The organism is Bradyrhizobium sp. ISRA436 (assembly GCF_029910015.1).
Lineage (GTDB): Bacteria > Pseudomonadota > Alphaproteobacteria > Rhizobiales > Xanthobacteraceae > Bradyrhizobium.
In genome coordinates this window covers 7,217,313-7,242,727 of record NZ_CP094519.1, presented here as the reverse complement: position 1 = coordinate 7,242,727, position 25,415 = coordinate 7,217,313, and the positions used below count along the sequence as shown (strand labels likewise).

25 protein-coding genes and 1 pseudogene are annotated in these 25,415 nt (G+C 65.5%); 15 read left to right on the top strand and 11 right to left on the bottom strand.

Going from position 1 to position 25,415, the window contains the following annotated elements; all coding sequences use genetic code 11:
- Positions 1 to 44 precede the first annotated feature (44 nt).
- Positions 45 to 528: pseudogene (locus tag MTX23_RS33675) on the bottom strand (helix-turn-helix domain-containing protein).
- A 194-nt stretch (positions 529 to 722) separates the two neighbouring features.
- Here MTX23_RS33675 and MTX23_RS33670 point away from each other — a divergent pair.
- The 11 genes from MTX23_RS33670 to MTX23_RS33620 are packed head-to-tail and all read left to right on the top strand — an operon-like array spanning position 723 to position 10,686.
- A complete protein-coding gene (locus MTX23_RS33670) occupies positions 723 to 1,361 on the top strand; it encodes a 2-hydroxychromene-2-carboxylate isomerase (protein ID WP_280974368.1) in 639 nt (212 codons plus the stop codon).
- A gap of 46 nt (positions 1,362 to 1,407) precedes the next feature.
- Positions 1,408 to 1,761, top strand: a complete 354-nt coding sequence (locus tag MTX23_RS33665; RefSeq protein ID WP_280974367.1) for a hypothetical protein — start codon at positions 1,408 to 1,410, stop codon at positions 1,759 to 1,761.
- Positions 1,762 to 1,805: 44 nt separating this feature from the next.
- A complete protein-coding gene (locus tag MTX23_RS33660) occupies positions 1,806 to 2,543 on the top strand; it encodes an SDR family oxidoreductase (protein WP_280974366.1) in 738 nt (245 codons plus the stop codon).
- A 12-nt stretch (positions 2,544 to 2,555) separates the two neighbouring features.
- A complete protein-coding gene (locus MTX23_RS33655) occupies positions 2,556 to 3,737 on the top strand; it encodes an acyl-CoA dehydrogenase family protein (RefSeq protein ID WP_280974365.1) in 1,182 nt (393 codons plus the stop codon).
- A 23-nt stretch (positions 3,738 to 3,760) separates the two neighbouring features.
- Positions 3,761 to 4,891: an acyl-CoA dehydrogenase family protein gene (locus tag MTX23_RS33650; RefSeq protein ID WP_280974364.1), complete on the top strand. Its 1,131-nt coding sequence runs from the start codon at positions 3,761 to 3,763 to the stop codon at positions 4,889 to 4,891.
- Positions 4,892 to 4,902: 11 nt separating this feature from the next.
- Complete coding sequence (locus MTX23_RS33645) at positions 4,903 to 6,090, top strand: acetyl-CoA C-acyltransferase (protein ID WP_280974363.1); 1,188 nt, start codon at positions 4,903 to 4,905, stop codon at positions 6,088 to 6,090.
- Positions 6,091 to 6,111: 21 nt separating this feature from the next.
- Positions 6,112 to 7,122: a nitronate monooxygenase family protein gene (locus MTX23_RS33640; RefSeq protein WP_280974362.1), complete on the top strand. Its 1,011-nt coding sequence runs from the start codon at positions 6,112 to 6,114 to the stop codon at positions 7,120 to 7,122.
- A gap of 11 nt (positions 7,123 to 7,133) precedes the next feature.
- Complete coding sequence (locus MTX23_RS33635) at positions 7,134 to 7,907, top strand: enoyl-CoA hydratase-related protein (RefSeq protein WP_280974361.1); 774 nt, start codon at positions 7,134 to 7,136, stop codon at positions 7,905 to 7,907.
- A 41-nt stretch (positions 7,908 to 7,948) separates the two neighbouring features.
- A complete protein-coding gene (locus tag MTX23_RS33630) occupies positions 7,949 to 9,109 on the top strand; it encodes an iron-containing alcohol dehydrogenase (RefSeq protein WP_280974360.1) in 1,161 nt (386 codons plus the stop codon).
- Positions 9,110 to 9,138: 29 nt separating this feature from the next.
- Positions 9,139 to 9,945: a glutathione S-transferase gene (locus tag MTX23_RS33625; RefSeq protein ID WP_280974359.1), complete on the top strand. Its 807-nt coding sequence runs from the start codon at positions 9,139 to 9,141 to the stop codon at positions 9,943 to 9,945.
- Positions 9,946 to 9,984: 39 nt separating this feature from the next.
- Complete coding sequence (locus tag MTX23_RS33620; protein WP_280974358.1) at positions 9,985 to 10,686, top strand: SDR family NAD(P)-dependent oxidoreductase; 702 nt, start codon at positions 9,985 to 9,987, stop codon at positions 10,684 to 10,686.
- A gap of 213 nt (positions 10,687 to 10,899) precedes the next feature.
- On the opposite strand, the gene MTX23_RS33615 is transcribed toward MTX23_RS33620, so the two are convergent.
- The 3 genes from MTX23_RS33615 to MTX23_RS33605 are packed head-to-tail and all read right to left on the bottom strand — an operon-like array spanning position 10,900 to position 13,629.
- Positions 10,900 to 11,916 (bottom strand): ABC transporter substrate-binding protein, encoded by a 1,017-nt coding sequence (locus MTX23_RS33615; protein WP_280974357.1) that lies wholly within the window; start codon positions 11,914 to 11,916, stop codon positions 10,900 to 10,902.
- A gap of 51 nt (positions 11,917 to 11,967) precedes the next feature.
- Positions 11,968 to 12,834 carry an ABC transporter permease gene (locus tag MTX23_RS33610; protein ID WP_280974356.1) on the bottom strand — a complete coding sequence of 289 codons (867 nt, stop codon included), beginning with the start codon at positions 12,832 to 12,834 and terminating at the stop codon, positions 11,968 to 11,970.
- A 15-nt stretch (positions 12,835 to 12,849) separates the two neighbouring features.
- On the bottom strand, positions 12,850 to 13,629 hold the full coding sequence (locus MTX23_RS33605; protein ID WP_280974355.1) for an ABC transporter ATP-binding protein: 780 nt from the start codon (positions 13,627 to 13,629) through the stop codon (positions 12,850 to 12,852).
- Positions 13,630 to 13,746: 117 nt separating this feature from the next.
- On the opposite strand from MTX23_RS33605, the gene MTX23_RS33600 reads away from it, so the two are divergent.
- Together MTX23_RS33600 and MTX23_RS33595 are read left to right on the top strand one after the other, a co-directional pair.
- Positions 13,747 to 14,412 (top strand): response regulator transcription factor, encoded by a 666-nt coding sequence (locus tag MTX23_RS33600; RefSeq protein WP_280974354.1) that lies wholly within the window; start codon positions 13,747 to 13,749, stop codon positions 14,410 to 14,412.
- A gap of 46 nt (positions 14,413 to 14,458) precedes the next feature.
- Positions 14,459 to 15,760: a sensor histidine kinase gene (locus MTX23_RS33595; RefSeq protein WP_280974353.1), complete on the top strand. Its 1,302-nt coding sequence runs from the start codon at positions 14,459 to 14,461 to the stop codon at positions 15,758 to 15,760.
- A gap of 27 nt (positions 15,761 to 15,787) precedes the next feature.
- On the opposite strand, the gene radC is transcribed toward MTX23_RS33595, so the two are convergent.
- The gene (gene radC, locus MTX23_RS33590) at positions 15,788 to 16,501 is read right to left on the bottom strand and encodes a DNA repair protein RadC (protein ID WP_280974352.1); all 714 of its coding nucleotides are present in this window, start codon (positions 16,499 to 16,501) and stop codon (positions 15,788 to 15,790) included.
- 119 nt (positions 16,502 to 16,620) lie between these two features.
- Between radC and MTX23_RS33585 the strand changes: the two genes are divergently transcribed.
- Positions 16,621 to 17,340 carry a DNA-3-methyladenine glycosylase I gene (locus MTX23_RS33585; protein WP_280974351.1) on the top strand — a complete coding sequence of 240 codons (720 nt, stop codon included), beginning with the start codon at positions 16,621 to 16,623 and terminating at the stop codon, positions 17,338 to 17,340.
- A 31-nt stretch (positions 17,341 to 17,371) separates the two neighbouring features.
- On the opposite strand, the gene map is transcribed toward MTX23_RS33585, so the two are convergent.
- Both map and MTX23_RS33575 read right to left on the bottom strand, forming a co-directional pair.
- Positions 17,372 to 18,196, bottom strand: a complete 825-nt coding sequence (map, locus tag MTX23_RS33580; protein ID WP_280974350.1) for a type I methionyl aminopeptidase — start codon at positions 18,194 to 18,196, stop codon at positions 17,372 to 17,374.
- Between the two features lie 214 nt (positions 18,197 to 18,410).
- Positions 18,411 to 19,727: a mechanosensitive ion channel domain-containing protein gene (locus MTX23_RS33575; RefSeq protein WP_280974349.1), complete on the bottom strand. Its 1,317-nt coding sequence runs from the start codon at positions 19,725 to 19,727 to the stop codon at positions 18,411 to 18,413.
- Positions 19,728 to 19,946: 219 nt separating this feature from the next.
- Between MTX23_RS33575 and MTX23_RS33570 the strand changes: the two genes are divergently transcribed.
- Positions 19,947 to 21,740: a potassium/proton antiporter gene (locus MTX23_RS33570; protein ID WP_280990747.1), complete on the top strand. Its 1,794-nt coding sequence runs from the start codon at positions 19,947 to 19,949 to the stop codon at positions 21,738 to 21,740.
- A 24-nt stretch (positions 21,741 to 21,764) separates the two neighbouring features.
- Here MTX23_RS33570 and MTX23_RS33565 read toward each other — a convergent pair whose 3' ends face one another.
- From MTX23_RS33565 to modA, 4 genes are all read right to left on the bottom strand, one after another.
- Positions 21,765 to 22,967, bottom strand: a complete 1,203-nt coding sequence (locus MTX23_RS33565; RefSeq protein WP_280974347.1) for a hypothetical protein — start codon at positions 22,965 to 22,967, stop codon at positions 21,765 to 21,767.
- Positions 22,968 to 23,006: 39 nt separating this feature from the next.
- Entirely contained in the window at positions 23,007 to 23,678 is a 672-nt protein-coding gene (gene modC / locus MTX23_RS33560) for a molybdenum ABC transporter ATP-binding protein (protein WP_280974346.1), read from the bottom strand.
- 2 nt (positions 23,679 to 23,680) lie between these two features.
- Positions 23,681 to 24,376 (bottom strand): molybdate ABC transporter permease subunit, encoded by a 696-nt coding sequence (gene modB / locus MTX23_RS33555; RefSeq protein WP_280974345.1) that lies wholly within the window; start codon positions 24,374 to 24,376, stop codon positions 23,681 to 23,683.
- A gap of 162 nt (positions 24,377 to 24,538) precedes the next feature.
- The gene (modA, locus tag MTX23_RS33550; RefSeq protein ID WP_280974344.1) at positions 24,539 to 25,324 is read right to left on the bottom strand and encodes a molybdate ABC transporter substrate-binding protein; all 786 of its coding nucleotides are present in this window, start codon (positions 25,322 to 25,324) and stop codon (positions 24,539 to 24,541) included.
- Positions 25,325 to 25,415 lie beyond the last annotated feature (91 nt).

The window sequence follows — 25,415 nt, the reverse complement described above, 5'->3', positions numbered from 1 at the left end:
CCGGCGGCGGCGCCGTTGAGCCCAGCCCGGCTTCGACAAAGCGATCATTCGCGGTGTGCCTGCGCGGGCGAGGACCGTCGCGCGCCCGGGCCGGGACGCACGTGCACGGCTTTCGCTGACAGTGGCTCGCCGCATTCCGAGCAGACCATGACGGGGTCGAACATGTGGCCGCAGGTCTTGTGTTGGTGCAGCATCGGCCGGCCGCGCGAGTCGACCATGTGGATGTTGCCCCAGTGCACGATCGACATGATGATCGGATAGAGATCGAGGCCTTTCTGCGTCAGCATGTATTCGTAGCGCTTCGGGGCTTCCTGATACGGAATCCTGCGCAGCACGCCGAAGCGCACCAGCTTCCTCAGCCGGTCGGCGAGCAAATGGCGGGTGATCCCCCAGCGACGCCTGGAAGTCATCGAACCTGCGGATGCGCAGGAAACATTCGCGCAGGATCAAGAGGCTCCAGCGGTCCCCGATCACAGCCACGGTGCGGGCAAGTGGGCACGGCTCCTTCTCGAGGGCGTCCCATTTCATCGGCATCTCCAGCGATCTGCGATGGGCGGCGCGAATAAATTCTAAATCGGAACTGATATAATTTCAATAAGATGCTCCACAGAGGCAATTGGATGATAAATATCATATTGACAGTTCGAAAATAGAACTTAAGGTCACAGTCAGGATCAACCCGGCGGCGCGCAATTGCCGTCAGTCGAAGGGAAAGGCGTTCCATGGCTGCTCCGCTCAAGGTCGAGTTCCACTTCGATTTCGGAAGTCCCAACGCCTATCTCGCCGAGCTCGTGCTGCCGGAGATCGAGCGGCGCACCGGCGTCAAGTTCGACTACATCCCGGTGCTGCTCGGTGGCGTGTACAAGGCGACCGGCAACATGTCGCCGGCTGACTCCCTGCGCGGGATCAAGAACAAGCCCGAATACAACGCGCTCGAAACCGAGCGCTTCCTGCGGCGTCACAACATCACGGCGTTCAAGTCGAACCCGTTCTTTCCGGTGAATACGCTGGCGTTGATGCGTGGCGCGGTGGCCGCGCAGTTCGAGGGCGTGTTCGAAGCCTATTTCCACGCCGCCTATCATCACATGTGGGTCGAGCCCAAGAAGATGGACGACCCGCAGATCTTCCGCGAGGCCTTCCTGTCCTCGGGGCTCGACATCGACCGCCTCATCGCCCGCGCGCAGCAGGACGACGTCAAGAAGAAGCTGATCGAGAACACCAGCGACGCGGTGGCGCGCGGCTCGTTCGGGTCGCCGACCTTCTACGTCGGTGACGAGATCTTCTTCGGCAAGGACAAATTGCGCGAGGTCGAGGAAGAGATCGTCGCGCAGCTGGTCATGGAGCGGCGCAAGACCGCTTGATCGGACCAAACAAACAAGCCCCAAAGGCTATCGCAGGGAGGTTTCGGTGCTGGCGACGGCGCAGGTGAGGGAAGGAAGTGTTGCAGGCTTGCCGAACCGTATCCACGAGGTGATGGATCGGTATGTCGCGACGACGCGGGATCATCCGCCGCTGATCGACGATCGCGCCAGGCTGACCTACCGCGAGCTGGATCGGGACGTGAGCGCCGTGGTCGACGCGCTGCGTGCGCTCGGCATTCGTCCCCTGCCGCTGCTCAACGGCTACGGTATCACCGAATGCTCGCAACTCACCTCGTACAAGCGGCCGTCGGAGATTATCCTGATGGACGCGCTGCCCGCGACGTCGACGGGCAAGCTGTTGAAACACAAACTGGCGGAGTCGCTGCGCAGCCCGCGCTGACGCGTCCGAACAGCAACTCACGCAAACAAAGGCCGGAGAACACCATGCAGAAGAGAAACAGGACGGTCGCCGTCATCGGTGCCGGCGACTTCATCGGCGGCGAGATCGCCAAGAAATTCGCCTCCGAAGGCTTCACGATCTTCGCCGGCCGCCGCAACGGCGACAAGCTGGCGCCGCTCGTCAAGGACATCGAGGCCGCCGGCGGCGAAATCCACGGCCGCTCGCTCGATGCGCGCAAGGAGGAGGAGATCATCTCCTTCCTCAACGACGCTGACAAGCACGCGCCACTGGAGGTCTGCATCTTCAACATCGGCGCCAACGTCAATTTCCCGATTCTCGAGACCACCGAGCGCGTGTTCCGCAAGGTCTGGGAGATGGCCTGCTATTCCGGCTTCCTGGCCGGGCGTGAGGCGGCGCGGCTGATGCTGCCGCGCGGGCAGGGCAACATCTTCTTCACCGGCGCGACCGCGTCGCTGCGCGGCGGCAGTGGCTATGCCGCCTTCGCCAGCGCCAAGTTCGGCCTGCGCGCGGTGGCGCAGGCGATGGCGCGCGAGTTGGGTCCGAAGAACATCCACGTCGCGCACCTCATTATCGACTCCGGCGTCGATACCGAATGGGTGCGGCAGCGCCGGATCGAGGCGCTCGGCCCCAACGCGCTCGACAATCCCGACGTCCTGATGCCACCGGCTTCCGTCGCGGGCGCCTACTGGCAGCTTTACCAGCAGCCGAAGAGCGCATGGACCTTCGAGCTGGAAATCCGTCCCTTCGGCGAGAAGTGGTAAGGAGCAGGTCCCATGGAGCTCGCGCTATCTCCTGAAGATGCGGCGTTCCGCGACGAGGTTCGCGCCTTCATCAAGGACAATTATCCGGCGGAGATGCGCGTCCCCAATCCGGAGACCGACCTTTCCAAGGAGCAGATGCTGCTGTGGCATCGCATCCTGCACAGGAAGGGCTGGATCGCGCCGCTCTGGCCCAAGGAATATGGCGGGCCCGGCTGGTCGATCACGCGCCGTTTCATCCTCGAGCAGGAGACGACTCGCGCCGGCACGCTGCCGCCTTTGGCGTTCAGCGTCACTATGGTCGGCCCCGTCATCTATACGTTCGGCAACGCGGCGCAGAAGGCGAAATTCTTGCCGCGTATTCTCTCCGGCGAGGATTGGTGGTGCCAGGGCTATTCGGAGCCGGGATCGGGGTCGGATCTCGCGACCGTCCGCACCAAGGCGGTACGCGACGGCGACCACTACATCGTCAACGGCCACAAGACCTGGACCACGCTGGCGCAGCACGCCGACTGGATCTTCTGCCTGGTCCGCACCGATCCGGCGGCCAAGCCGCAATCCGGCATCTCGTTCCTGCTGATCGACATGAAGTCGCCGGGTGTCACCGTGCGGCCGATCATCACCATCGACGGCTCGCACGAGGTCAATGACGTCTTCCTCGAAAACGTCCGCGTGCCGGTCGAGAATCTGATCGGCGAGGAGAACAAGGGCTGGACCTACGCCAAGTTCCTGCTCGGCAATGAGCGCACCAGCATGGCCGGCATCGGCCGCTCGACGCGCTACATCGAACGGCTGAAGAAGATCGTGAAGGCCGAGATTCCGGCAGACGATCCGGCCTATCTGGAATTCATCCGGGACATCGCCCGCGTCGAGCTCGACGTGCTGGCGCTGGAGGCGACCGAGCTGCGCGTCGTGGCGCAAATGGCGCGCGGCATCGACCCCGGGCCGGCGGCTTCGCTGTTCAAGATCCGCGGCACCGAGATCTTCCAGAACATCACCGAACTGACCCATCGCGCGATCGGCAATTATGGCCTGGCGATCCGCGAGCATCCGGTCAGCGCCAACCATTTCATGCCGGGCCCGGACTACGGCCACACCGCGTCGGAAAAATATCTCAACGCGCGCAAGCTCTCGATCTACGGCGGATCGAACGAGATCCAGCGCAACATCATCGCCAAGGCCGTGCTCGGTCTCTAGCAACAGCGCAACAAGAGGATCGGATGGATATCCAGTTCACGGAAGAGCAGGAATTGTTGCGGTCCAGCGTCCAGCGGCTGCTGCGCGACCAGTATCATTTCGATGCACGGCGCAAGATCGTCGCGAGTGAGGACGGCTTCAGCCGCAAGCAGTGGGGCGCCTTCGCCGAGCTCGGCCTGCTCGCCGCGCCGTTCTCGGAAGCCGTCGGCGGACTCGGCGGCGGAGTGCTGTCGACCATGATCATCATGCAGGAATTCGGCCGTCATCTCGTGGTCGAGCCGTTCGTCGAGACGGTCGTGCTGGCCGGCGGCTTGATCGAGCAGGCGGGCTCCGAGGAACAGAAGCTGGGCTTCCTTCCCGAGATCATCGCGGGAAACGAGATCTGGACCCTGGCATGGACCGAGAAGGGCTCGCGCTTCGATCTCGCCACCGTCACCACCGCGGCGCGCCGGGACGGCGACGGCTATGTCCTGACCGGCGAGAAGACGGCGGTCATCGCGGCGCCCTGGGCGGATCATCTGATCGTCTCCGCCCGCACCTCGGGTCATCGCCACGATCGCGGCGGCGTCAGCCTGTTCGTGGTCGATCGCCGCGCCACCGACCTCGATCTCAAGAGCTTCAAGACCATCGACGGCCGGCGCGCCGCCGAGATCAGCCTGCGCGAGGTGCGCGGCCAGCTCCTGGGCCGCGAGGGCGACGGCGTCGCCGCGCTCGAGGCCTGCCGCGACCGGGCGATCGGCGCGCTGTGCGCCGAGCTGGTCGGGGCGATGGGTGAGCTGAACGCCGCGACCTTGGACTATTCCAAGACGCGAAAGCAGTTCGGCGTCACGATCGGCTCCTTCCAGGTGTTGCAGCATCGGATGGTCGACATGTTCATCGCTCATCAGGAGGGGGTGTCCCTGATGCAGCATCTCAATCTCAGCCTCAACGCAGGCGAAGCCGGCCTCTCGCGGCTCGCCTCGGGCGCCAAATCGAAGATCGGCTATGCCGGCAAGTTCGTCGCCGACCAGGCGGTGCAGATCCACGGCGGCATGGGCATGACCGACGAGCTCAATGTCGGCCACTACTTCAAGCGCATCTCGTCCATCAACATCCAGTTCGGCGATCCCGCCTATCACGTGCTGCGCTATGCGCAGCTCGACGCGGCGGCTTAAGGAGACCTAGCATGACAGCAGAGGCAGTTATCGTTTCCACCGCGCGCACCGGCGTGGGCAAGGCCTATCGCGGTGCGCTCAACAACACCGATGGCCCGACCTTGGCCGGCCATGTGATGGCGGAGGCGGTGAAGCGCGCCGGCATCGCGCCGGGCGAGGTCGAGGACGTGGTGATGGGCTGTGCGATGCAGCAGGGCACCATGGTGATGAACGTGGCGCGCAAGGGCGCGATCCGCGCCGGGCTTCCGGTCACGGTCGCCGGCACCACCATCGATCGGCAATGCGCCTCCGGCCTGCAGGCGATCGCGGTTGCCGCGCGCTCGGTGATATCAGACGGCGTCGAGATCGCGATCGGCGGCGGCATCGAATCGATCAGCCTGGTGCAGAACGAGTACATGAACAAATTCCGCGCCGTCGACGACGAGCTGATGGCGATGAAGCCGGACATGTACATGTCGATGTTGGAGACGGCGGAGGTCGTCGCCGAGCGTTACGGAATCGGCCGCGACAGGCAGGATGAATACAGCCTGGAGTGCCAGCGCCGGGTCGGCGCCGCGCTGCAGGGCGGCCGCTTCAGCGACGAGATCGTGCCGATCACCACCAAAATGGCCATGGTCGACAAGGACACCAAGCAGGTCAGCTATCAGCAGGTGACGCTGTCGCAGGACGAGGGGCCGCGTCCCGATACGACCGCGGAGGGGCTTGCCAAGATCAAGCCGGTGTTCGAGGGCAAGACCATCAGCGCCGGCAACGCCAGCCAGCTCTCGGACGGTGCGTCGGCCTGCGTGATCATGAGCGACAAGATCGCGGCCAGGAAGGGCCTGAAGCCGCTCGGCATCTTCCGCGGCTTCGTCGCCGCCGGCGTCGAGCCGGACGAGATGGGCGTCGGCCCGGTCGCCGCGATCCCGCGGTTGTTGCAGCGGCACAATCTCAAGATCGACGACATCGATCTCTGGGAGCTCAACGAGGCCTATGCGGTGCAGGTGATCTATTGCCGCGACAAGCTCGGCATCGATCCGGACAAGCTGAACGTCAATGGCGGCTCGATCGCGATCGGCCATCCCTACGGCATGACCGGCGCGCGGCTCACCGGCCACCTCCTGATCGAGGGCCGGCGGCGCAAGGCAAAAAACGGCGTGGTGACCATGTGCATCGGTGGCGGCATGGGCGCGGCGGGTCTGTTCGAAATCGTCCACTGATCGGAAACGCAGGAGATATTCGTGAAGACAGCGATCACTGAACTGTTCGGCATCCAGCATCCGATCATCCAGGGCGGCATGCATTATGTCGGCTTCGCCGAGATGGCGGCCGCGGTGTCCAACGCCGGCGGCCTCGGCATCATCACCGGCCTGACGCAGAAGACGCCGGAACTGCTGGCGAAGGAGATCGCGCGCTGCCGCGACATGACCGACCAGCCGTTCGGCGTCAACCTCACCTTCCTGCCGAGCTTCACCGCGCCGCCCTATCCGGAATACATCGCCGCGATCCGCGAAGGCGGCGTCAAGGCGGTGGAGACCGCAGGCCGTAGCCCCGAGCAGTATATGCCGGCGTTGAAGGCCGCAGGCATCAAGGTGATCCACAAATGCACCTCGGTGCGGCATTCGCTGAAGGCCGAGAAGATCGGCTGCGACGCGGTCAGCGTCGACGGCTTCGAATGCGGCGGCCATCCCGGCGAGGACGACATCCCGAACATGATCCTGCTGCCGCGCGCGGCGGAGGAGCTGAAGATCCCGTTCGTCGCCTCCGGCGGCATGGCGGATGCGCGCAGCCTGGTTGCGGCGCTGGCGATGGGCGCGGCGGGCATGAACATGGGCACGCGCTTTATCGCCACCAAGGAAGCGCCGGTTCATCCCAATGTGAAGCAGGCGCTGGTCGAGGCCAACGAGCTCGACACCCGCCTCGTCATGCGCGCGCTGCGCAACACCGAGCGGGTGCTGAAGAACAAGGGCGTCGACGAGCTGCTCGAGATCGAGCGCGAGAAGGGCGCCAAGTTGAAGATCGAGGACATCCACGAGCAGGTCGCGGGCGTCTATCCCAGGGTGATGATCGACGGCGACATGGACGCCGGCGCCTGGAGCTGCGGCATGGTGGTCGGCCTGATCCACGACATCCCGACAGTCAAGGAGCTGATCGACCGCATCATGGCTGAAGCCGAGCAGATCATCCGCCAGCGGCTGACCGGTTTCCTCGACGGCATCGTCGAGACCACGCCGGCCCGCGCCGTGGCGTGACGGAGGACGCCATGACGGGGCACGTCAAAGTCGAGATTGCCGATGGTGTCATGACGCTGACGCTGCAGCGTCCGGAGAAGAAGAACGCGCTGACAGGCGCCATGTATAACGCCCTGTCTGATGCGCTCAAGCGGGCGGAGGCGGATGCCTCCGTCCGCGTGATCCTGTTCCAGGGCGATGGCGACAGCTTCACCGCGGGCAACGATCTTGCCGATTTCGCCAGCCAGGCGCGCGGCGAAAGCACGGTCGATAGCCCCGCCCATCGCTTCGTCGAGACCATCAGCAAGGTCGGCAAGCCGCTCGTCGCCGCCGTGCAGGGCAATGCCGTCGGCGTCGGCACCACCATGCTGCTGCACTGCGATCTGGTCTATCTCGCCGACAATGCGCGGCTGATCACGCCGTTCGTCAATCTCGCGCTGGTGCCGGAAGCGGCATCGAGCTGGCTGCTGCCGTTGCGGATCGGACATGCGCGCGCCTACGCGATGTTTGCGCTCGGCGATCCGATGGATGCGGCGGGTGCGGTGGCATCTGGCCTCGCCAATGCCGTGGCGCCGCAAGCCGAGCTGCGCAAGAAGGCGTATGACGCCGCGATCGCGCTGACTACGCGGCCCGCGGGGTCGCTCAGCCTGACCAAGAGACTGATGCGTGAGCACCAGCGCATCGCGGCGCAAATCGCCGCGGAAGCAGCCGTGTTCAAGGAGCGGCTGACGACGCCGGAGGCGCGCGAGGCCTTCGCCGCTTTCGCCGAACGGCGTCCGCCGGACTTTTCCAAACTGTCGGCCTGATTGATTGGACTAATCACGGACACATCGAGGGAGTGAAGAGCATGCAGGTCACGGGCAGCCATCAATACCCCACCATGGAATCCGTGATCTACGGCAAGCCGGCGGCCGAAGCGTTGCGCGAGGAGGCCGAGCGGCTCGGCGCGACGCGCGTGTACTTGATTGCTAGCCGCACGCTCAACACGACAACCGACGAGATCGAGAAGATTCGCAAAGGCCTCGGCGATCGCCATGCCGAGACCTTCGACGGCGTGCCGCAGCACACAACCCGGGACGTGGTGGTGCGGATTGCACGGCAGGCCAAGGAGGCCAAGGCCGATCTGATCGTCGCGATCGGCGGCGGCTCGGTGGTCGATGCGGCGAAAATCGTGCTGATGTGCATGGAGCACGAGATCTTCGCGCCGGAAGGGCTCGACGGCTTCGAGACCACGCCCGAGCGCCGCTTCGGCGCATTCCGGACCCCGAAGGTGCGCATGATAGCGATCCCCAGCACGCTGTCGGGCGGCGAATACAATTCGGGCACGCTGATCACCGACACCAGGCGCAAGCTGAAGCAGATCTTCAATCATCCCCTGATGATGCCGCGCAGCATCATCCTCGATCCTGCGATCACCAAGTACACGCCGGAGAAACTCTGGCTGGGCTCCGGCACGCGGGCGATGGATCACGGCATCGAGGCGATCTGCTCCTCCCGTCCCAACGTGCTTGTCGATGCCGTGTGTCAGCAGGGGCTGCGCTATCTGCACGATGGCCTGCTGCGCACCAAGGCTAACCCTGACGATGAGGCCGCGCGGCTGAACTGCCAGTTGGGCTCGTGGCTGTCGGCCTTCGGCTTGCAGTCGCGGGTGCCGATGGGCGCGAGCCATGCCATCGGCCATGTGCTCGGCGGCACCTGCGATGTGCCGCATTACTTCTGCACGGCGGTGATGATGCCGAGCGTGCTCAAATACAACCGCCCCGCGACGGAAGCCGCGCAGCAATCGATCGCCGCCGCGCTCGGTGCGCCCGAGCGCGACGCCGGCGAGGCGTTCGCGGCGTTCATCGCCGAGCTTGGCCTGCCGCGGCGGCTCGCCGATGTCGGCGTCGCCGAGGATCGCTTCGAGTTGATCGGCAAGAACGCGATGCTCTCGATCTTCACCCGGGCGAACCCGCAGCCGATCCGCGAGCCCAGCGACGTCGTCAAGATCCTCAAGCTGGCCGCTTGAAGCGGCCGTCGCATCCGGAGCAATCCACGATGGCCGACCTGCGCATCTTCTCCTACCTTCCCAATCCGCGCGTCTGGAAAGCAACCATCGCCGCCCGCTTTTGCGGCGTGGACGTCGAGGTCAGAGGGGCGTCCGGCGAGGAACTGCGCGACTGGCTGTGGGACTATGATGCGCGTCCGCTGGCAGAAGCGGAACGGCAATCGCTCGCCTCCCTGACGCGCACCGGCCGAGTCGGGTTGACTAGCGCGCAGCTCTTCAAGACCGACGCGTTCATGGAGGCGCAGCCGTTCGGCAACGTGCCGGCCGCGTTCGGGCGCGATGGCACGGTCGGCATCTTTGAGTCGAACAGCATCATGCGCGCGGTGGCGCGGCTCGGCGAGGCGGCGTTCCCGCTCTACGGCCGCGACGCTTATGAAGCGTCCCGCATCGACAGCTTTCTCGATGTCAGCCTGGTCTTCGCGCGGGACTCGCAAATCTACCTGCTGGCGCTGGCGGACGGCTCCGTCGATGCGGCGATTCACGCGCGCGCCAAGCAGGGCTTTGCGATCTACGCCTCGGGGTTGGAGCAGGCGCTGTCTCCACGGTGCGACGCGCTGGTGGACGACAGCCTCTCGCTGGCCGACATCTGCTTCGCGGCCGAGCTTGCGCTGTTCATGAACGAGCATGCGCGGGCCGTGCAGTTGAACGAGCGCGGGTTGGACAAGATCCTGCACGCCGATGTCGAAAACGATTATCCGCGGGTGTTCGCCCACTTTGCCCGATTGATCGCGCACCAGCATTTCAAGCCGGATCTCGGACCTTATGTCGAGAAATTGTTGTCAAAGGCGGCCGCCTGACCGTCAGGATTGCCGCTTGCAACGCGGAGGGTTGATCGCATGACCACGCCGGTTTGCCTGATTACTGGTGTCGGACCTGGCACGGGCTCGGCACTCGCGAGGAGATTTGCCGAGGGCGGCTATCGCGTGGCGCTGCTCGCCAGGAACGAGGAGCGGCTGGCCGCGCTCGCGAAGGAACTGCCGAACGCCAGGGCCTATCGCTGCGACGTGTCCGATCCGGCGCAGATCGATGCGGTGGCATCAGCGGTCGAGCGTGATCTCGGCAGTCCCGGCATCGTCATTCACAATGCCGTCGGTGGTGCGTTCGGCACCTTCCGGGAGATCGAGCCGGCGATCTTGAACCGGAACTTCCAGGTCAACACGATGGGGCTGTTGTACCTCGCCAGGCGATTTGCCCCGGCGATGATCGGCGCCGGCAAGGGCGCCATCGTCGCGACCGGCAACACGTCGGCCTTGCGAGGCAAGGCCGGCTTCGCAGGTTTCGCGCCGACCAAGGCGGCGCAGCGGATCCTGGCCGAAGCGATGGCGCGCGATCTGGGGCCGCAAGGGGTTCATGTCGCCTATGTGGTCGTCGATGCCGTGATCGATCTCGAGTGGACGCGGAAGCGCTGGCCGGAGCGGCCGGACGAATTCTTCATCAAGCCGCGGGCGATCGCGGACGAGATCTGGCACGTCGTTCATCAGGACCGCAGCGCCTGGTCGTTCAATGTCGAATTGCGGCCGTTCGGCGAAGCCTGGTAGCCGCTCGCGCTATCTTCGCATCGATCAGGTCGAGTGGAGCGGCAACGGAGGTTCACCTCTCCCCGTTGGGGAGAGGTGAACCGAGTCTGTGGCGAACCGATTCCATCCTGACTCATCTTGCTCTAAGGATCGCGCCACAAACTCGATGTCGTCCCGGCTTTCGCCGGGACGACGAATGGAGAGAGACGCGAAAGCGTCCTTTCCGGCGGTATTTCAGCTTCCGGGCCGACCGGCGAGTTGCGGCACGAACATGTCGCTCCACTTCGCCGGCTTCACCTTGATCGAGCCCGCCTTGTGCATGAACTCGGCGAATTGCATCACGCCTTCCGGTGTCGCGGTGAAGCGCGCATCCTTGTCCTCGATCATCTGCTGGACCTCCGCGGCGTCAACCTTGACCTTCGAGTTCTTGGCGTAGATCTCGGCGGCGAGTTTCTTGTCCTTGGCGATGAGCGCAGTGGCGTCGTCCATCGCCTCGATGAAGGCCTGGGTCATCTTGGGATTGGCGTCGACGAACTTCTTCGGCGCGAAGGTGACGTCGAGCGTGAGATTGCCGAGATAGTCGACCGAGTTGAGCACACGGTGGATGCCGGGGCTCTTGGCTTCCAGGTACTGGAAGGGGGGCGAGGTGAAATGTGCCTTGACCTCGGTTTTGCCGCCGACGAGGGCGGCGAGCGCTTCGGGATGCGGCAGGCTGATCGTCATCGGATCCATCTTGGCGTAGTTGGCAGCGCCGAATTCCTTGGCGGCGATCATTTGCAGCACGACGGCGGCGAGCGAGGTCTTGATGCCGGGCAGCGCGATCTTGTCGGTCGGGGTGAAGTCCTTGAGCGACTTCAGCTCCGGCTTGTTCGCCATCAGCCAAAGCGAGGTCGAGCTCATGCCCGAGACGCCGACGACCTCGACGCCGGGGATGCCCTTGGCCTTGGCCCAGAGCGTGACGAAGCCCGGCGCGCCGGTGCCGGCGAAATCGAGCGTGCCGGCCATCATCGCGTCGTTGATGACGTTGCCGCCGTCAAGCATCAGCCAGGTCACCTTGATGTCGCCGAGCCCGGCGGCCTTGGCGCGTTTCTCCAGGAACTGCTGGTCCTGCATCACGATCAGCGGCAGATAGAGGATGCCGAAGCCCTTGGAGATGCGCACTTCGCTGACCTCGGCGCGGGCCGGGGCGCCAAGCGCCGCCGCGAGCACGGCGGCCGCCGCGAGCGAGCGGACGATGTTCTTCAATGTCATGTATTTCCTCCTTCTTGGAATGCTGGCCATTCGGCCTGGTTACAGTTGTCGTCAGTGCTGCATGCCCCAGCGACGGATCGTCCTGCGCTCGATATTGGCGAAGACGATATTCTCGACGAAGAGGCCAATCAGGATCACGGTGAAGAGGCCGGCGAAGACGTTCGCCGTCTCGAGCTGGTTGCGGTTCTCGTAGATGAACCAGCCCAGCCCGCCCGAGCCCGACGAGACACCGAAGACGAGTTCGGCGGCGATCAAAGTGCGCCAGGCGAAGGCCCAGCCGACCTTGAGGCCGGTCAGGATCGCCGGGAAGGCTGCCGGGATCAGGATAAGGCGCACCAGCTTCAGGCCGCGCAGACCGTAGTTCTGCCCGACCATCCGCAGCGTGTTCGAGACCGAGCGGAAGCCGGCATGGGTGTTGAGCGCGATCGCCCACAGCACCGAATGCACCAGCACGAAGATGATGCTGCCGGTGCCCAGCCCGAACCAGATCAGCGCCAGCGGCAACAGCGCGATGGCCGGCAGCGGATTGAACATCGAGGTCAGCGTCTCGAGCAGGTCGGCGCCGATCCGCGAGCCGATCGCCAGCGTCGTGAGCAGCGCCGCCAGGGCGATGCCGATGCCATAGCCGATGACGAGCGTCTGCAACGAGACCAGCATGCGCTGCGGGATGACGCCGCTTGCGACGTTGCTGACGAAGGCCTCGACGGTTTGGCCAAAGGTCGGGAACAGCAGCGGGTTGCCGAGCCAGCGGCCATAGATCTCCCAGGCCAGGGCGAGGACGACAAGGATTGCCGTCTTGCGCACGAAGCCGAGGCGATAGATGCGCTCGGCCGGGCTGAGCGTCTTGGCGACGACGGGGGCGTCGCCCGACTGGACTTCGCGGATGATTTCCGGACGGAAGCTGACGAGATCGGTCATGACGGTCGCCTCGGCTCAATGGCTCGCGAAGAGCATGTCGTTGATACGGGTTTCGAGCGCGGCTTGCTTGCCGGTACCCATCTCCGCCGGGGGCACGCTGTTGAGCTCGGCCTTGACCTCGCCCGGATGCGGCGAGAGCAGCAGGATGCGGGTGCCGACGCGGATCGCCTCCTCGATCGAATGGGTCACAAAGAGCACGGTGAAGTGCGTGTCTTCCCACAGCCGCAGCAATTCGTCCTGCATCTTGCGCCGCGTCAACGCGTCCAGCGCGGCGAACGGCTCGTCCATCAGCAGAACGTCAGGTTCCATCGCCATGCCGCGGGCGATAGCGACGCGCTGCTTCATGCCGCCGGAGAGCGTGTGCGGATAGCTGTCGATGAACTTGGTCAGGCCAACCTTGTCGATGTACGAGCGCGCCCGTTCTTCAGCCTCTGTTTGGCCGGCGCGGCCGGAGGCGGTCAGGGCGAACACGACGTTCTCGCGCACCGTCTTCCAGGGCAGGAGCTGATCGAACTCCTGGAACACCATCATTCGGTCGGGACCCGGCCCGGACACCTTGCGCCTTTTCAGGCTGATCTCGCCCTCGACGGGGGTGAGATAGCCGCCGATCGCCTTCAGCAGGGTCGACTTGCCGCAGCCGGACGGTCCGAGCAGCACGAAGCGGTCGGACGGATAGACATCGAAGGAGACCCGGCGCGTCGCGGTCACCACGGCGTCAGGCGTCTTGTACTGGAGCGTCACACCCGCTACGGAAAGCAGCGGCGACGCGGATGCGGCATCAGATGGCGCGAGCATGTGGCCCTCCCTTGTGTTGTGCCTCGTGTTATGTCCTTGCGCACTTATGGGCGCTTGGGAGATGAGATAGCGTGGCTCACTGACGCGAAACTGACTCAGGACGCCGGAGGCTCCCGTTTGCGGGTACTCGTTGTCGAAGACACCGTTGATATCGCCGAGGCCGTGGTCATGCGCCTCGAGAAAGTCGGGCACGCCGTGGACTGGGAGCGGGACGGCCTGACCGCCGCCGAGCTGCTTGAAGTGCAACCCTACGATCTCGTGATCCTCGACCTGACGCTGCCGGGACAGGACGGAATTGCGGTCCTGAAGGGCATGCGCAGCCGCAAGCTCGCGACGCCGGTGCTGGTGCTGACCGCCCGGTCCGCCGTCGACGAACGGATTGGCGCACTCGACCTCGGCGCCGACGACTATCTGATCAAGCCCTTCGACTATGGCGAGCTCGAAGCGCGCGCCCGCGCTCTGCTGCGTCGCAGCGCAGGCCAGCCCGACAATCTGCTGCGCGTCGGGCCGCTGGTCATCGACCGTGCCGGCCGCGTCGCGACCGTCGCCGACAGGCCGCTTAATCTGACCAGACGGGAGCTGACGGTTCTCGAAATCCTGGCGGCGCGGCCCGAGCGCATCGTTCCCAAGGAAGAACTCGTCGAGCAGCTCTTCAATTTCGATCAGGAGGCGAGCCCCAACGCTGTCGAGCAATTCGTGGCAAGGCTGCGACGCAAGCTCGGCGATGCGCCGATCGAGATTCGCACCCTGCGCGGGCTAGGCTATCAACTTGCGGCACTCTGACCTGCGTTACTCGCTGCGTGTCCGGATCATCGCCGTCCTGTCGGCGGTGCTGGCGCTCGGCGCGGTGATCCTCGGCTTCGCCGGCTGGCGTTCGGCCTCCATCGCCGCGCAACAAGCCTATGACCGCATGCTGAGCGGCGGGGCGATCCAGATCGCCGAGAACGTCTATGTGCAGGGCGGCGTCGTGACGCTCGAGCCGCCCGTATCCACCATCGCGGCGCTGGCGGCCTACGATCTCGTCTTTTACAAGGTCGTTGACCCGCGCGGTGTCGTCGTCGCCGGCTACGAGGACCTCGCCTCGGAAGCCGGGCCCGAGCAGATGCGCAATGGTGTGGTGATCGAGGACGGACTCTATCAGGAGCAGCCTGTTCGCATCGCCACGGTGGCCAAGCAGATCGAAGATCCTGCCGTAGGCGGCTGGGTGACAATCGTGCTGGCTCAGACCACCGAAGCCCGGCGCGCCCTGGCGCGTGATCTTACATTGAAGGCGCTCGGCGTCATCGCGGCCATGAGTGCACTCGCGCTGCTGGCGACGGGCTATGCAGTCACGTTCGCCCTGAAGCCGCTCACGCGCATCGAGCGCGAGATCGTTGGACGCCGCCCGGATGATCTGCGGCCGCTTCAGACCGAGCCGCCCATCGAGATCCGCAATCTTGTGCACGCGATCGATGACTTCATGCGGCGGCTCTCGGATCGCATCACGGTGATGCAACGCTTCATTGCCGATGCCGCGCATCAGATACGTACGCCGCTGGCGGCGCTCGACGCCCAGGTCGAAATCCTGTCGGCGACGCCTCCGTCGCGGCAAAAGGCCGTCACGGTGGCGCGCATTCGGGAGCGGACGACCGAGCTGGGCCGGCTCACCGGCCAGCTGCTCGATCACGCCATGGTCATTCACCGGGCTGACGTCGTCGCCATGACGCCCATAGACCTCAACGTGTTGGCAAGGGGCGTTCTGGCCGCGGCGGTTCCGTTGTCCCTGACGCGCGAGGTCGATATCGCTTTCGTGCCGGCCGAGCCGACGCCAATCGTGAATGGCGACGCGGTCAGCCTGCGCGAAGCGCTGGGCAATCTCATCGACAACGCGTTGAAGCATGGCGCTCGCAGCAGGCTCGTCGTTTCCGTTGGCGCCGATGACGGCAGGGCATGGATCGAAGTCGCCGACAATGGTGATGGATTTGCCGTTCCGCCAGGCGATGTCATCCGGCCGTTCGCGAAGGGACCGGATTCCACCGGCTCCGGTCTCGGCCTTGCCATTGCGGCCGAGGTCGCTCGTGCCCACAAGGGAGAAATTGCCATCTTCCGCGAGGGAGCGATGACGCGCGTTCGTCTGCTGCTCGCGACATAGGCGCGACAGTTCAGTTGCGTTCGGTGTTTAAATCAGCCGCATCCCTTTCAAGCTCGCATGTCCGTTCTTGCCGACAATGATGTGGTCGTGCACCGCGATCCCGAGCGGCCTTGCGATCTCGACGATCGCCTTGGTCATCTGGATGTCGGCCTGCGACGGCGTCGGGTCGCCGCTCGGATGGTTGTGCACCAGGATCAGCGCGGTCGCCGACAGTTCCAGCGCGCGCTTGATCACCTCGCGCGGATAGACCGGCGTGTGGTCGACGGTGCCGGTCTGCTGCACCTCGTCGGCGATCAGCTGGTTGCGCTTGTCCAGGAAAAGCAGGCGAAACTGCTCCTTGTCGGCAAAGGCCATGCTGGAGCGGCAGTAGTCGATCACATCGTTCCACGACGACAGCGCGACGCTGCGCCTGATCTCGCCCTTCGCGATCCGGTCCGCCGCGGCGGCGATCAGCTTGAGCTGGTTGATCGAGGCGTCCTTGACGCCGTCGACCTCGCGCAGCCGCGCCACCGGCGCATGCACGACCTCGGCGAACGAGCCGAACTTCTTCAACAGCGCCTTGGCAAGCGGCTTGGTGTCGCGGCGTGGGACGGCGGCAAACAGCGCCATCTCCAGCAGCTCGTAGTCGCTCAGCGCCGCCGGCCCTGCCGCGTAGAAGCGCTCGCGCAGCCGTTCGCGATGGCCGTGATAATGCGGCGTCTCGTCGGATTCGGTCTGGCTGTCGGCGGGCTTGGCGGGCATCGGCCACAACCATGCCGTGCCCGCCGGGTTTTGCAAGTGCTGATGCCAATCCCGGTTTGCCTCGGCCGAACCGCTGAACTACCGTTCGCCCGCCTAGAAATGTCGGGAGAGGTGTTGGCGTGACATCGTTCAAGGTGATCCGGGCACGGGCCGAGAAGCGCAAGGGCGGCGCGAAGGCGCTGGAGAAGGTGCTGCCACAGGTGGCGATGCCGAAGGCGCTGGCCAAGCTCGGCGACGACCGCGCGCTCGCCGAAATGACCAGGCGCGTGTTCTGCGCCGGCTTTGCCTGGAGCGTGATCGATGCCAAATGGCCGAGGTTCGAGGAAGCCTTCCTTGGCTTTCAGCCAGCCAAGCTCGCCTTCAAGCCCGATGAATTCTGGGAGAAGCTCACGAGCGACGCCAGGATCGTGCGCAACGGCGCCAAGATCATGTCGGTACGCGACAACGGCCGCTTCGTGCAGGAGATCGCGCGCGAGCACGGCAGCTTCGGCAAGTTCCTCGCCGCCTGGCCGTCATCGGATGAGGTCGGGCTATTGGACCTGCTGGCCAAGCGCGGTAGCCGACTCGGTGGCAATACCGGGCAGATGCTGCTGCGCTTCCTCGGCTGGGACGGCTTTGTTACCTCACGCGACGTCGTCGCCTGCCTGCGCGAGGCCGGCCTCGACATCGCCGAGGAGGTCAAGTCGAAGCGCGATCTCGCCAGGGTGCAGGCGCAGTTCAATGCCTGGGCGGAGGAGACCGGCTTGCCCTACACCCACATCTCGCGCATCTGCGCGATGTCGATCGGAGAAAATTATACGCCGGAGGAGATCATCGCGCGGACGCGGAGCGACACTTGATTGCGCCGCCGCCGATTACACCGCCACCCAATTACACTGCGACCCAGGGCTTCTCGCCGTGACGCTCGGACAGTGTGAAGATCTCGACGCCGTCGGCGGTGACACCGACCGAGTGCTCGAACTGCGCCGACAGCGAACGGTCGCGGGTCACCGCGGTCCAGCCGTCGGAGAGGATCTTCACATGCGGCTTGCCGAGATTGATCATCGGCTCGATGGTGAAGAACATGCCGGGCCTCAGCGTCACGCCTTCGCCCGGGCGGCCGATATGGATGATGTTCGGTTCGTCGTGGAACAGGCGGCCGAGACCATGGCCGCAGAAGTCGCGCACCACGCTCATGCCCTGCGGCTCGACATAGCTCTGGATGGCGTGGCCGATGTCGCCGGTGGTGGCGCCGGGCTTGACCGCGGCAATGCCGCGCATCATCGCCTCGTAGGTCACCTCGATCAGCCGCTCGGCCTTCCGCGCGATGCCGCCGATCGCATACATTCGGCTGGAATCGCCATACCAGCCGTCGACGATGAACGTGACGTCGATGTTGACGATGTCGCCTTCCTTCAGCGGGCGGTCGCTGGGCATGCCGTGGCAGACCACGTGATTGATCGAGGTGCAGGTCGAGTAGCGATAGCCGCGATACATCAGCGTCGCCGGATAGGCGCCGTGGTCGAAAGCGAACTTGCGGACGAACTCGTCGATGACGGAGGTCGGGACGCCCGGCCTGACGATGTCGGTGAGCTCATCGAGGCACTTCGACACCAGTGCGCCCGCCTTGCGCATGCCGACAAAACCGGTCTGCCCGTGCAGCTTGATTTGTCCGGTCTTGCGCAGGGAGGTGTCGGTGGCGTCGATATAGCTCATGGGCGGGTCGGTTCTGGAGGCAAGGGGCTGATTTCTGGCCCTAATTTAATGATCGGGGCGGCCGGTGCAAGCCAAGGTTGGACATGGGGCGATGCCCAAACGCCCGATTTCCGGGCAAGAGCCGGATCCGACGGCCCGCCCCGGCGCAAAGTCGCAACCGGTTTGCCCTCGCGACAAACGCGGAACGCGATTGCGCGGAGATCGGGGCCGGAAGCTAGCTGGAAACCTCCACCACGCTCTCGACCGGGAGCGCGCCGCCACGGACGCGAAGTTCCCGCACCGGGTAGGGCACGTGGATGCCGCGACCCTTGAAGGCGTCCCACAGCGCCAGCATCACGTCGCTCTTTACCCTGTCCATGCCGTCGGGATCGGCGATCCAGAAGGTCAGCGAGAATTTCATGCCGAACTCGGCGAATTCGGTCAGGATGCAGCTCGGCGGCTTGCCCTTGATGGCGCGCTCATGGGCTGCAGCGGTGTCGATCGCAAGTTGGCAGACCAGCTTGGGATCGGCGTCGTAATTGGTGGCGAAGGCGATCTTCACGAGCGTGTTCTTGTCGGTATAGGTCCAGTTGGTGACCTTCTGCGTCACCAGATCCTCGTTCGGGATCAGGAACTCGCGGCCGTCGCCGGCGGCGACCGAGATGTAGCGCGTCTTCATCGCGCTGATCTTGCCCGAGCTGTCGCCGATGGTGACGAGGTCGCCCGGCTTCACCGATTTGTCGACCAGCAGGATCAGCCCGCTGATGAAATTGGCGACGATCTTCTGCAGACCGAGACCGATGCCGACGCCGGCCGCGCCGGTGAACACGGCAAGCGCCGAGAGGTTGATGCCGACCGCGTCGAGCGCGATGGCGACCGCCATCACCATCAGCCCGATGCGGATGATCTTGACCAGCAGCACCTGGATCGACGGCGTCAGGTCGGTGGCGCGGTTGATGCGGCTCTCGGCGAAATTGCTGGCGATGTTGGTCAGCCACAGCGCCACGATCAAAACCGCGCCGGCCTTGATCAGCAGCAGCGGCGTCAGCCTGAGGCCGCCGACCACGACGCCGACCGAATCCAGCGTGTCAGCGGCCCAGTTGAGCTCGCCGATGATGCTCAGCGCGGCGACCACCCAGGCCGCGACCGAGACCAGCTTGACGATGAAGGCGTTGTCGATCACCGACGTCACCAGGCGGATGACCAGCCACGCCAGCGCCAGCTTGGCGGAGACCGCGATCAGGTAGCTGCGGCTCGGCCAGGTCGTGTGCCACATCACGATCCGCGAGATGATCATCAGGACCGCGAACACGGCGGTGGAGGCGCTCGCCACCATCACGCGCGCGAAGTGCCGGAGCGGCAGCGGCCAGCGCATCGCCAGCGACGACATCTCGACCCGCGCGTGAATCGCGGTGTCGGCGGCGTAGGAAATCCCCGCGGCCGCGAGGATGATGCCGAACTGAAGGTAGAACCAGGGCGAGGCGATCTCGGCCCCGACCGAGCGCGCCGCCATTTGGATCGATTCCAGGACGTCCTTGAGGCTCATGTCCATCGGCAAAATCTCAACTCAAGTGCGGGTCAGGCAAATGTGATTCGATTGGCCGGTAGAATCCCACAATGGCGGGCATGCGACCATCGATACAACACAGTGTCGAGGCGACCTGAGGCTGCAATACCGGGCACAATGCCGCTGATGACAGAAAATGGGTTGGCGTCCAAGTGTGGCGACGATAAGGATGCAATTGCAAGTATTTGATCCCACTGAAGGCGCATGGCTTCCCTCGACGCGGTCAGCATAGCAATCCTGCTCGGCGCCGTTCTGGTGATGGCCGGCATCCTGTCGAGCCTGCTGGCATTGCGGTTCGGCGCCCCCCTGCTTCTGGTGTTCCTGCTGGTCGGCATGCTGGCCGGGGATTCCGGGCCTGGCCACCTCCAGTTCGACGACGTCCGCACCACCTACCTGGTCGGCTCAGTGGCGCTGGCGCTGATCCTGTTCGACGGCGGGTTGAAGACGCGATTTGCCAGCATCCGCACGGTGCTGGCGCCCTCGATAATGCTGGCGACCGCGGGCGTGCTGCTGACCGCGCTGGTCACGGCGCCGGTCGCCCGCTATGTGCTCGACCTCAACTGGATCGAGTCGCTCCTGGTCGGCGCCGTCGTCGCCTCGACCGACGCCGCGGCGGTGTTCCTTTTGGTGCACACCCAGGGCCTGCGCCTGCGTCCCCGCGTCGGTGCGACGCTGGAGGCCGAATCCGGCACCAACGACCCGTTCGCGATCTTCCTCACCCTGATGCTGGTCGAGTTCATCTCGTTCGGCCAGAGCTCGGCGTCGCATATCGCGATGGAGTTCATCCAGGAGGCGGTGCTCGGCGCCGTCATCGGGGTGATCGGCGGCCGGCTGGTGGTGCTGGCGCTGAACTATGTGGCGTTGCCGCAAGGCCTGCACGCGCCGTTCGTCACCACCGCCGCGCTGGTGATCTTCGGTGGCTCGCAGATCGTGCATGCCTCGGGGTTTCTTGCCGTCTACCTCGCCGGCATCATCATCGGCAACCGGCCGACCCGCGCGCATAATTCCGTGGTGACGTTCCTCGACGCCGCGACCTGGCTGGCGCAGATCGTGATGTTCGTGCTGCTCGGCCTCTTGGTGTCGCCGCATCGCCTGGTCGCGAGTGCAGGCGGGGCGGTGCTGGTGGCGTTCGCGCTGATGCTGGTGGCGCGGCCGCTGGCGGTGCTGGTCTGCCTTGCGCCGTTCAAGTTCAACTGGCGGGAGAAGGTGTTCATCGCCTGGACCGGGCTGCGCGGCGCAGTCGCGATCTTCCTGGCCTCGATCCCGATGCTGGTCGGCCTGTCCAAGGCCTATCTTTATTTCGACGTCGCCTTCGTCGTCGTCATCATCTCGCTGTTGCTGCAGGGCTGGACGCTGGCACCGGCGGCGCGGCGGCTGCATGTCGCGCTGCCGCGTACCGAGCGCGGCCCGCGCCGCGTCGAACTGGATCTGCCCGGCCAGCTCGAGCAGCAGCTGGTCGGTTATCCGGTCCGGCCGAAGAGCCTGTATTTCCGCCGCGGCCTGATCCCGTCCTGGTCGAAGCCGACGCTAGTGATCCGCGACGAGCGGATCCTGACGCCGACCGAGGCCGATCCCGTCGAGCCCGGCGACTACCTCTATCTGCTGGCGCCGCCGGAGCGCGCCGAGGCGCTCGATCGCTTCTTCGTCGACATGCCGCCGTCGACCGCACCCGACCCGCATCTGCTGGGCGACTTCATGGTCTCGGGTGAGCACACGCTCGGCGAGCTCGCCGAGATCTACGGCATCAAGGTCGATGAAAACCAGGCCAAACTGACGCTGGCGGATTACTTCGACATCAATCTCGACCGCGCGCCGAAGGAGGGCGCCGAGCTCGCGCTGGATGCGATTGTCCTGGTGGCGCGCAATATCAGCGGCGGCCGCGTCAATGTCGTCGGCCTGCGTCTGCCGGAAGAAGAGGAGGAGGCCGTGCCGCAGACGCGGATGCAGACCGTCCGGCGCAAGCTTGCGGATATCTGGGCGTCGGTGGCGGGGGTCTGAGGCTCGAGGGGGCGGAGACGCAGCTTACGTCTTGCGCAGGAAATTCGAATCCGGCGCGAACTTCTTGATCATGTCCGACAGGTCGTCGTCGGCCGGCGGGGGCGGCGGCTCCTTCGAGGCGGGGTTCGGCTTGGTCGGGTCGGTGAGCTTCTCGCCGGAAATCTCGGCCAGCGCCGCGAGCAGGGTCGCGTCGACATCGCTGGCCGGCGCGCCTGCCTGGGGCGGGACAGGCGGCGGCGCAGCAGGCGTGCCATCCGGCTCGCGCTTCGCGGGTGCGGGTGAACCCTCCGGCGCCCCCGGCCTTGGCGGATCGGCCCGTTTGGCGGACGCCTCGGTGACAGCGGCGATCAGCGACGCTTCGACATCGGCGGATGGGTTGGACGATGGGAGCGGCGGCAGCCGGCCGGGCTGCCCGTGCCTCGGCACCCGCGCGAACTCCGGCTCCCGCCGGGTCACGGGCGCCGGCCGGCTCGCCGCATCGCCGCCGGGCCTGGACGGATCGGCCCGTCCGGCGGTCCGGGCGGAGGCCTCCTCGACCGCGGCGATCAGGGACGCCTCGAGCGCGTCGGCCGGATTGGCCGGCATCGGTGGCGGTGCGGTGCCCGGCTTCGCGTCCCCGGACGCCCTCACGGCCTGGGCCTCGGAGCGAGGTAGCGGCGGCTGCGATCCCCGTGCCGGCGCAGGCGGCGGCACCGGCTGACCGCCGCTCGCCCGTGCGATGATGCCGTCGACGATGCCGCCGAGCCGGTTCTTGTCGGGAGAAGCGAGATAGTTGGTCGCCAGCTCGTCGACATATTGCGGGCCGTAATCGGCAAGGACCTTGGCGAGGCGGGCAATATCGGGTTCGCTCGCCACCAGCCGGTCCCACGCCTCGCGGTCATAGGGTGCATCCCCGGTCTTGGCGGGCCGCGCCATCCGGCGGAGCTGCCGCGGCAGGCCGTCGCGCTGGACGACGGGCTCGAAGATCGGCGGCTGCAGACCGGCGCCGACAGGCGGCGGGGTGAACCCCACGGCGGGCGCGGCCACCGCCAAACTGGCGCGGTGCCGGCCGCGCTCGGCGACCTGCAGCGAAATCAGGCCGAGGCCCATCAGCAGGAAACCGACGGCCGCCCACGCGACCGTCACACACAGCGCCAGGCCGATCAGCATCAACATCCAGCCAGTCAATCGCACGATGCGTCTTTCCCTATGCGTCCGGTCCGACGCCAAGGGACGTCTGGCGGACAAGCTGGGCCATCTTATGCCGGCTTTCGGTGAAACGGCCAGCTACGACGTCGTCGTCAGCACCTTGGCACCGCCGAACGCGGTCACCTGGCCGCGGCGCAGCATCACGATCTGGGTGGCGAGCTGGCGCAGCTCGGCGGCGTCGTGGCTGACATAGACCATGGGTATGCCGGCCTCGTCCCGCAGCCGCACCAGGTAGGGCAGGATCTCGAGCTTGCGGCCCTCGTCGAGCGCACCCAGCGGCTCGTCCAGCAGCAGGAGCCGCGGCTTCGAGAGCAGCGCCCGGCCGAGCGCGACCCGCTGGCGCTCGCCGCCGGAGAGTCTTCCGGGACGGCGGTCGAGCAGCGCGCCGATGTCGAGCAGCTCGACCACCCGCTTGCGCTGCGCGGGATCGTCGGCGAGTCCGTTCATGCGGCGGCCGTAATCAAGATTTTGCCGGACATCGAGGTGCGGAAACAACCGCGCGTCCTGGAAGACGTAGCCGATGCGGCGGCGATAGGTCGGGACGTGGATGCCGGCCGAGGTGTCGTCGACGGTTTCGCCGTCGATCACGATGGTGCCGCGGTCGGGGCGCAACAGCCCGGCAATGGTATTGATCAGCGAGGTCTTGCCGGAGCCGGAGGCGCCGAACAGCCCGGTGACGCGGCCCTCGCTGGCGAACGACGCCGCAAGCGTGAACTCGCCGAGCTGCTTGGTGATGTCGACGCGCAGCATCGCTATTGTCCGTGCAGGCGTGCGGTGGCGCGGCGCGCGAACCGCTCCGCGGCGACGAGTGCGCCCATCGCGATCACGATCGAGATGATCACGAGCCGCCCGGCGGCGCGGTCGCCCTCCGGCGTCTGGATCAGCGAATAGACCGCCGACGAAATGGTCTGGGTTTCGCCGGGGATGTTGGAGACAAAGGTGATCGTCGCGCCGAACTCGCCGATCGCCTTGGCGAAGCCGAGCACCATGCCGGCAAGCACGCCCGGCAACGCGAGCGGCAGCGTCACCGTCGCGAACACGCGCCAGGGCGCGGCGCCGAGCGTCTCGGCCGCCTGCTCGAGGCGCCGGTCGATTGCCTCGATCGAGAGCCGGATCGGTCGCACCAGCAGCGGAAACGACATCACGCCGCAGGCCAGCGCCGCGCCGGTCCAGCGGAAGGCGAAGACGATGCCGAGATGGTCGGCCAGCCAGGCGCCGACCAGGCCGCGCCGACCGAAGGTCAGCAGCAGCAGATAGCCGGTGACGACCGGCGGCAGCACCAGCGGCAGGTGCACGGCGGCATCGAGGATGGATTTGCCCCAGAAATCGCGCCGTGCCAGCAGCCAGGCGAGCGCGATTCCGAACGGGGTCGCCACCAGCGTTGCGATGACGGCGACCCTGAGCGAGAGCAGGATCGCCGTCCACTCGGTTGGCGAAATCTCAAACACTAGTGTCTGTCCCCGAAGTTCGTATGCAAGTGCGGCTCCTCTGTTACGAACTTCGGGAACAGACACTAGCAAGATTCGATTTGCCAGTGCCGCTGATCGATTTGAAGCTCCTCATCGTAGTCGCGGCAATCACTGGAGGAGCTTCAAATCGGCGGCGCTGGATCAGGTCGTCGGGCTGATCAGGAACTTGAAGCCGTACTTCTCGAGGATCGTCTTCGCCGCGGACGAGCGCAGGAAGGCGAGATAGTCGGAGGTCTCCGGCTTCGCATTTGTGGTCGCCGCCACCGGATAGATGATGGCGGGGTGGGTGCCGGCCGGGAAGGTGCCGACGATCTTGACGCCCGGCTCGACCTTGGCGTCGGTCGAATAGACGATGCCGAGCACGGCCTCACCGCGCGCCACCAGCGTCAACGCGGCGCGCACGCTTTCGGCCATCGCGAATTTCGGCTCCGCCGCCTGCCACGCGCCGAGCTTCTCCAGCGCCGCCTTGGCGTATTTGCCGACCGGCACGGCCTTGACATCACCCGTCGCGATCTTGCCGTCGCCTGCAAGCTTGGCAAGGTCGAAGCCCGGGGCGATGTTGACATTGTCGATCTTGGAATCCTTCGGCGCGATCAGCACGATCGAGTTGCCGAGCAGGTTGACCCGGGTCGGCTCGTTGATGGTCTTCTGCTTGATCGCATAGTCCATCCAGTCGGTATCGGCGGAGACGAACACGTCAGCCGGCGCGCCCTGCTCGATCTGCTTGGCGAGCGCCGAGCTTGCGGCATAGCTGGCGTTGATCTTGACGCCGGTCTTCGCGATATAGGCCGCGTCGATGTCGTCGAGCGCATTCTTCATCGAGGCCGCGGCGAAGACGGTGAGTGTCTTGTCGTCGGCTGAGGCAGGCGAATGCATCGCACCGAGCAGGATGACGAAGGCGGTGAAGAGACCGGCAATACGTGACATAGGAAGCGCTCCGTGCGACCTCGCGCGCGAACGAGCACGCGCAAATCAGGCGTTGGGTGGATTCTGGGTCGCGATCGGCGGAAGCGCTGTT

Bases quoted from the DNA above. Each gene is read 5' to 3' on its own strand.
- MTX23_RS33670 (WP_280974368.1), top strand. From the start codon at position 723: ATGGCTGCTCCGCTCAAGGTCGAGTTCCACTTCGATTTCGGAAGTCCC.
- MTX23_RS33660 (WP_280974366.1), top strand. From the start codon at position 1,806: ATGCAGAAGAGAAACAGGACGGTCGCCGTCATCGGTGCCGGCGACTTC.
- MTX23_RS33655 (WP_280974365.1), top strand. From the start codon at position 2,556: ATGGAGCTCGCGCTATCTCCTGAAGATGCGGCGTTCCGCGACGAGGTT.
- MTX23_RS33650 (WP_280974364.1), top strand. From the start codon at position 3,761: ATGGATATCCAGTTCACGGAAGAGCAGGAATTGTTGCGGTCCAGCGTC.
- MTX23_RS33645 (WP_280974363.1), top strand. From the start codon at position 4,903: ATGACAGCAGAGGCAGTTATCGTTTCCACCGCGCGCACCGGCGTGGGC.
- MTX23_RS33635 (WP_280974361.1), top strand. From the start codon at position 7,134: ATGACGGGGCACGTCAAAGTCGAGATTGCCGATGGTGTCATGACGCTG.
- MTX23_RS33630 (WP_280974360.1), top strand. From the start codon at position 7,949: ATGCAGGTCACGGGCAGCCATCAATACCCCACCATGGAATCCGTGATC.
- MTX23_RS33625 (WP_280974359.1), top strand. From the start codon at position 9,139: ATGGCCGACCTGCGCATCTTCTCCTACCTTCCCAATCCGCGCGTCTGG.
- MTX23_RS33620 (WP_280974358.1), top strand. From the start codon at position 9,985: ATGACCACGCCGGTTTGCCTGATTACTGGTGTCGGACCTGGCACGGGC.
- MTX23_RS33615 (WP_280974357.1), bottom strand. From the start codon at position 11,916: ATGACATTGAAGAACATCGTCCGCTCGCTCGCGGCGGCCGCCGTGCTC.
- MTX23_RS33610 (WP_280974356.1), bottom strand. From the start codon at position 12,834: ATGACCGATCTCGTCAGCTTCCGTCCGGAAATCATCCGCGAAGTCCAG.
- MTX23_RS33605 (WP_280974355.1), bottom strand. From the start codon at position 13,629: ATGCTCGCGCCATCTGATGCCGCATCCGCGTCGCCGCTGCTTTCCGTA.
- radC (WP_280974352.1), bottom strand. From the start codon at position 16,501: ATGCCCGCCAAGCCCGCCGACAGCCAGACCGAATCCGACGAGACGCCG.
- map (WP_280974350.1), bottom strand. From the start codon at position 18,196: ATGAGCTATATCGACGCCACCGACACCTCCCTGCGCAAGACCGGACAA.
- MTX23_RS33575 (WP_280974349.1), bottom strand. From the start codon at position 19,727: ATGGACATGAGCCTCAAGGACGTCCTGGAATCGATCCAAATGGCGGCG.
- MTX23_RS33570 (WP_280990747.1), top strand. From the start codon at position 19,947: ATGGCTTCCCTCGACGCGGTCAGCATAGCAATCCTGCTCGGCGCCGTT.
- modC (WP_280974346.1), bottom strand. From the start codon at position 23,678: ATGCTGCGCGTCGACATCACCAAGCAGCTCGGCGAGTTCACGCTTGCG.
- modA (WP_280974344.1), bottom strand. From the start codon at position 25,324: ATGTCACGTATTGCCGGTCTCTTCACCGCCTTCGTCATCCTGCTCGGT.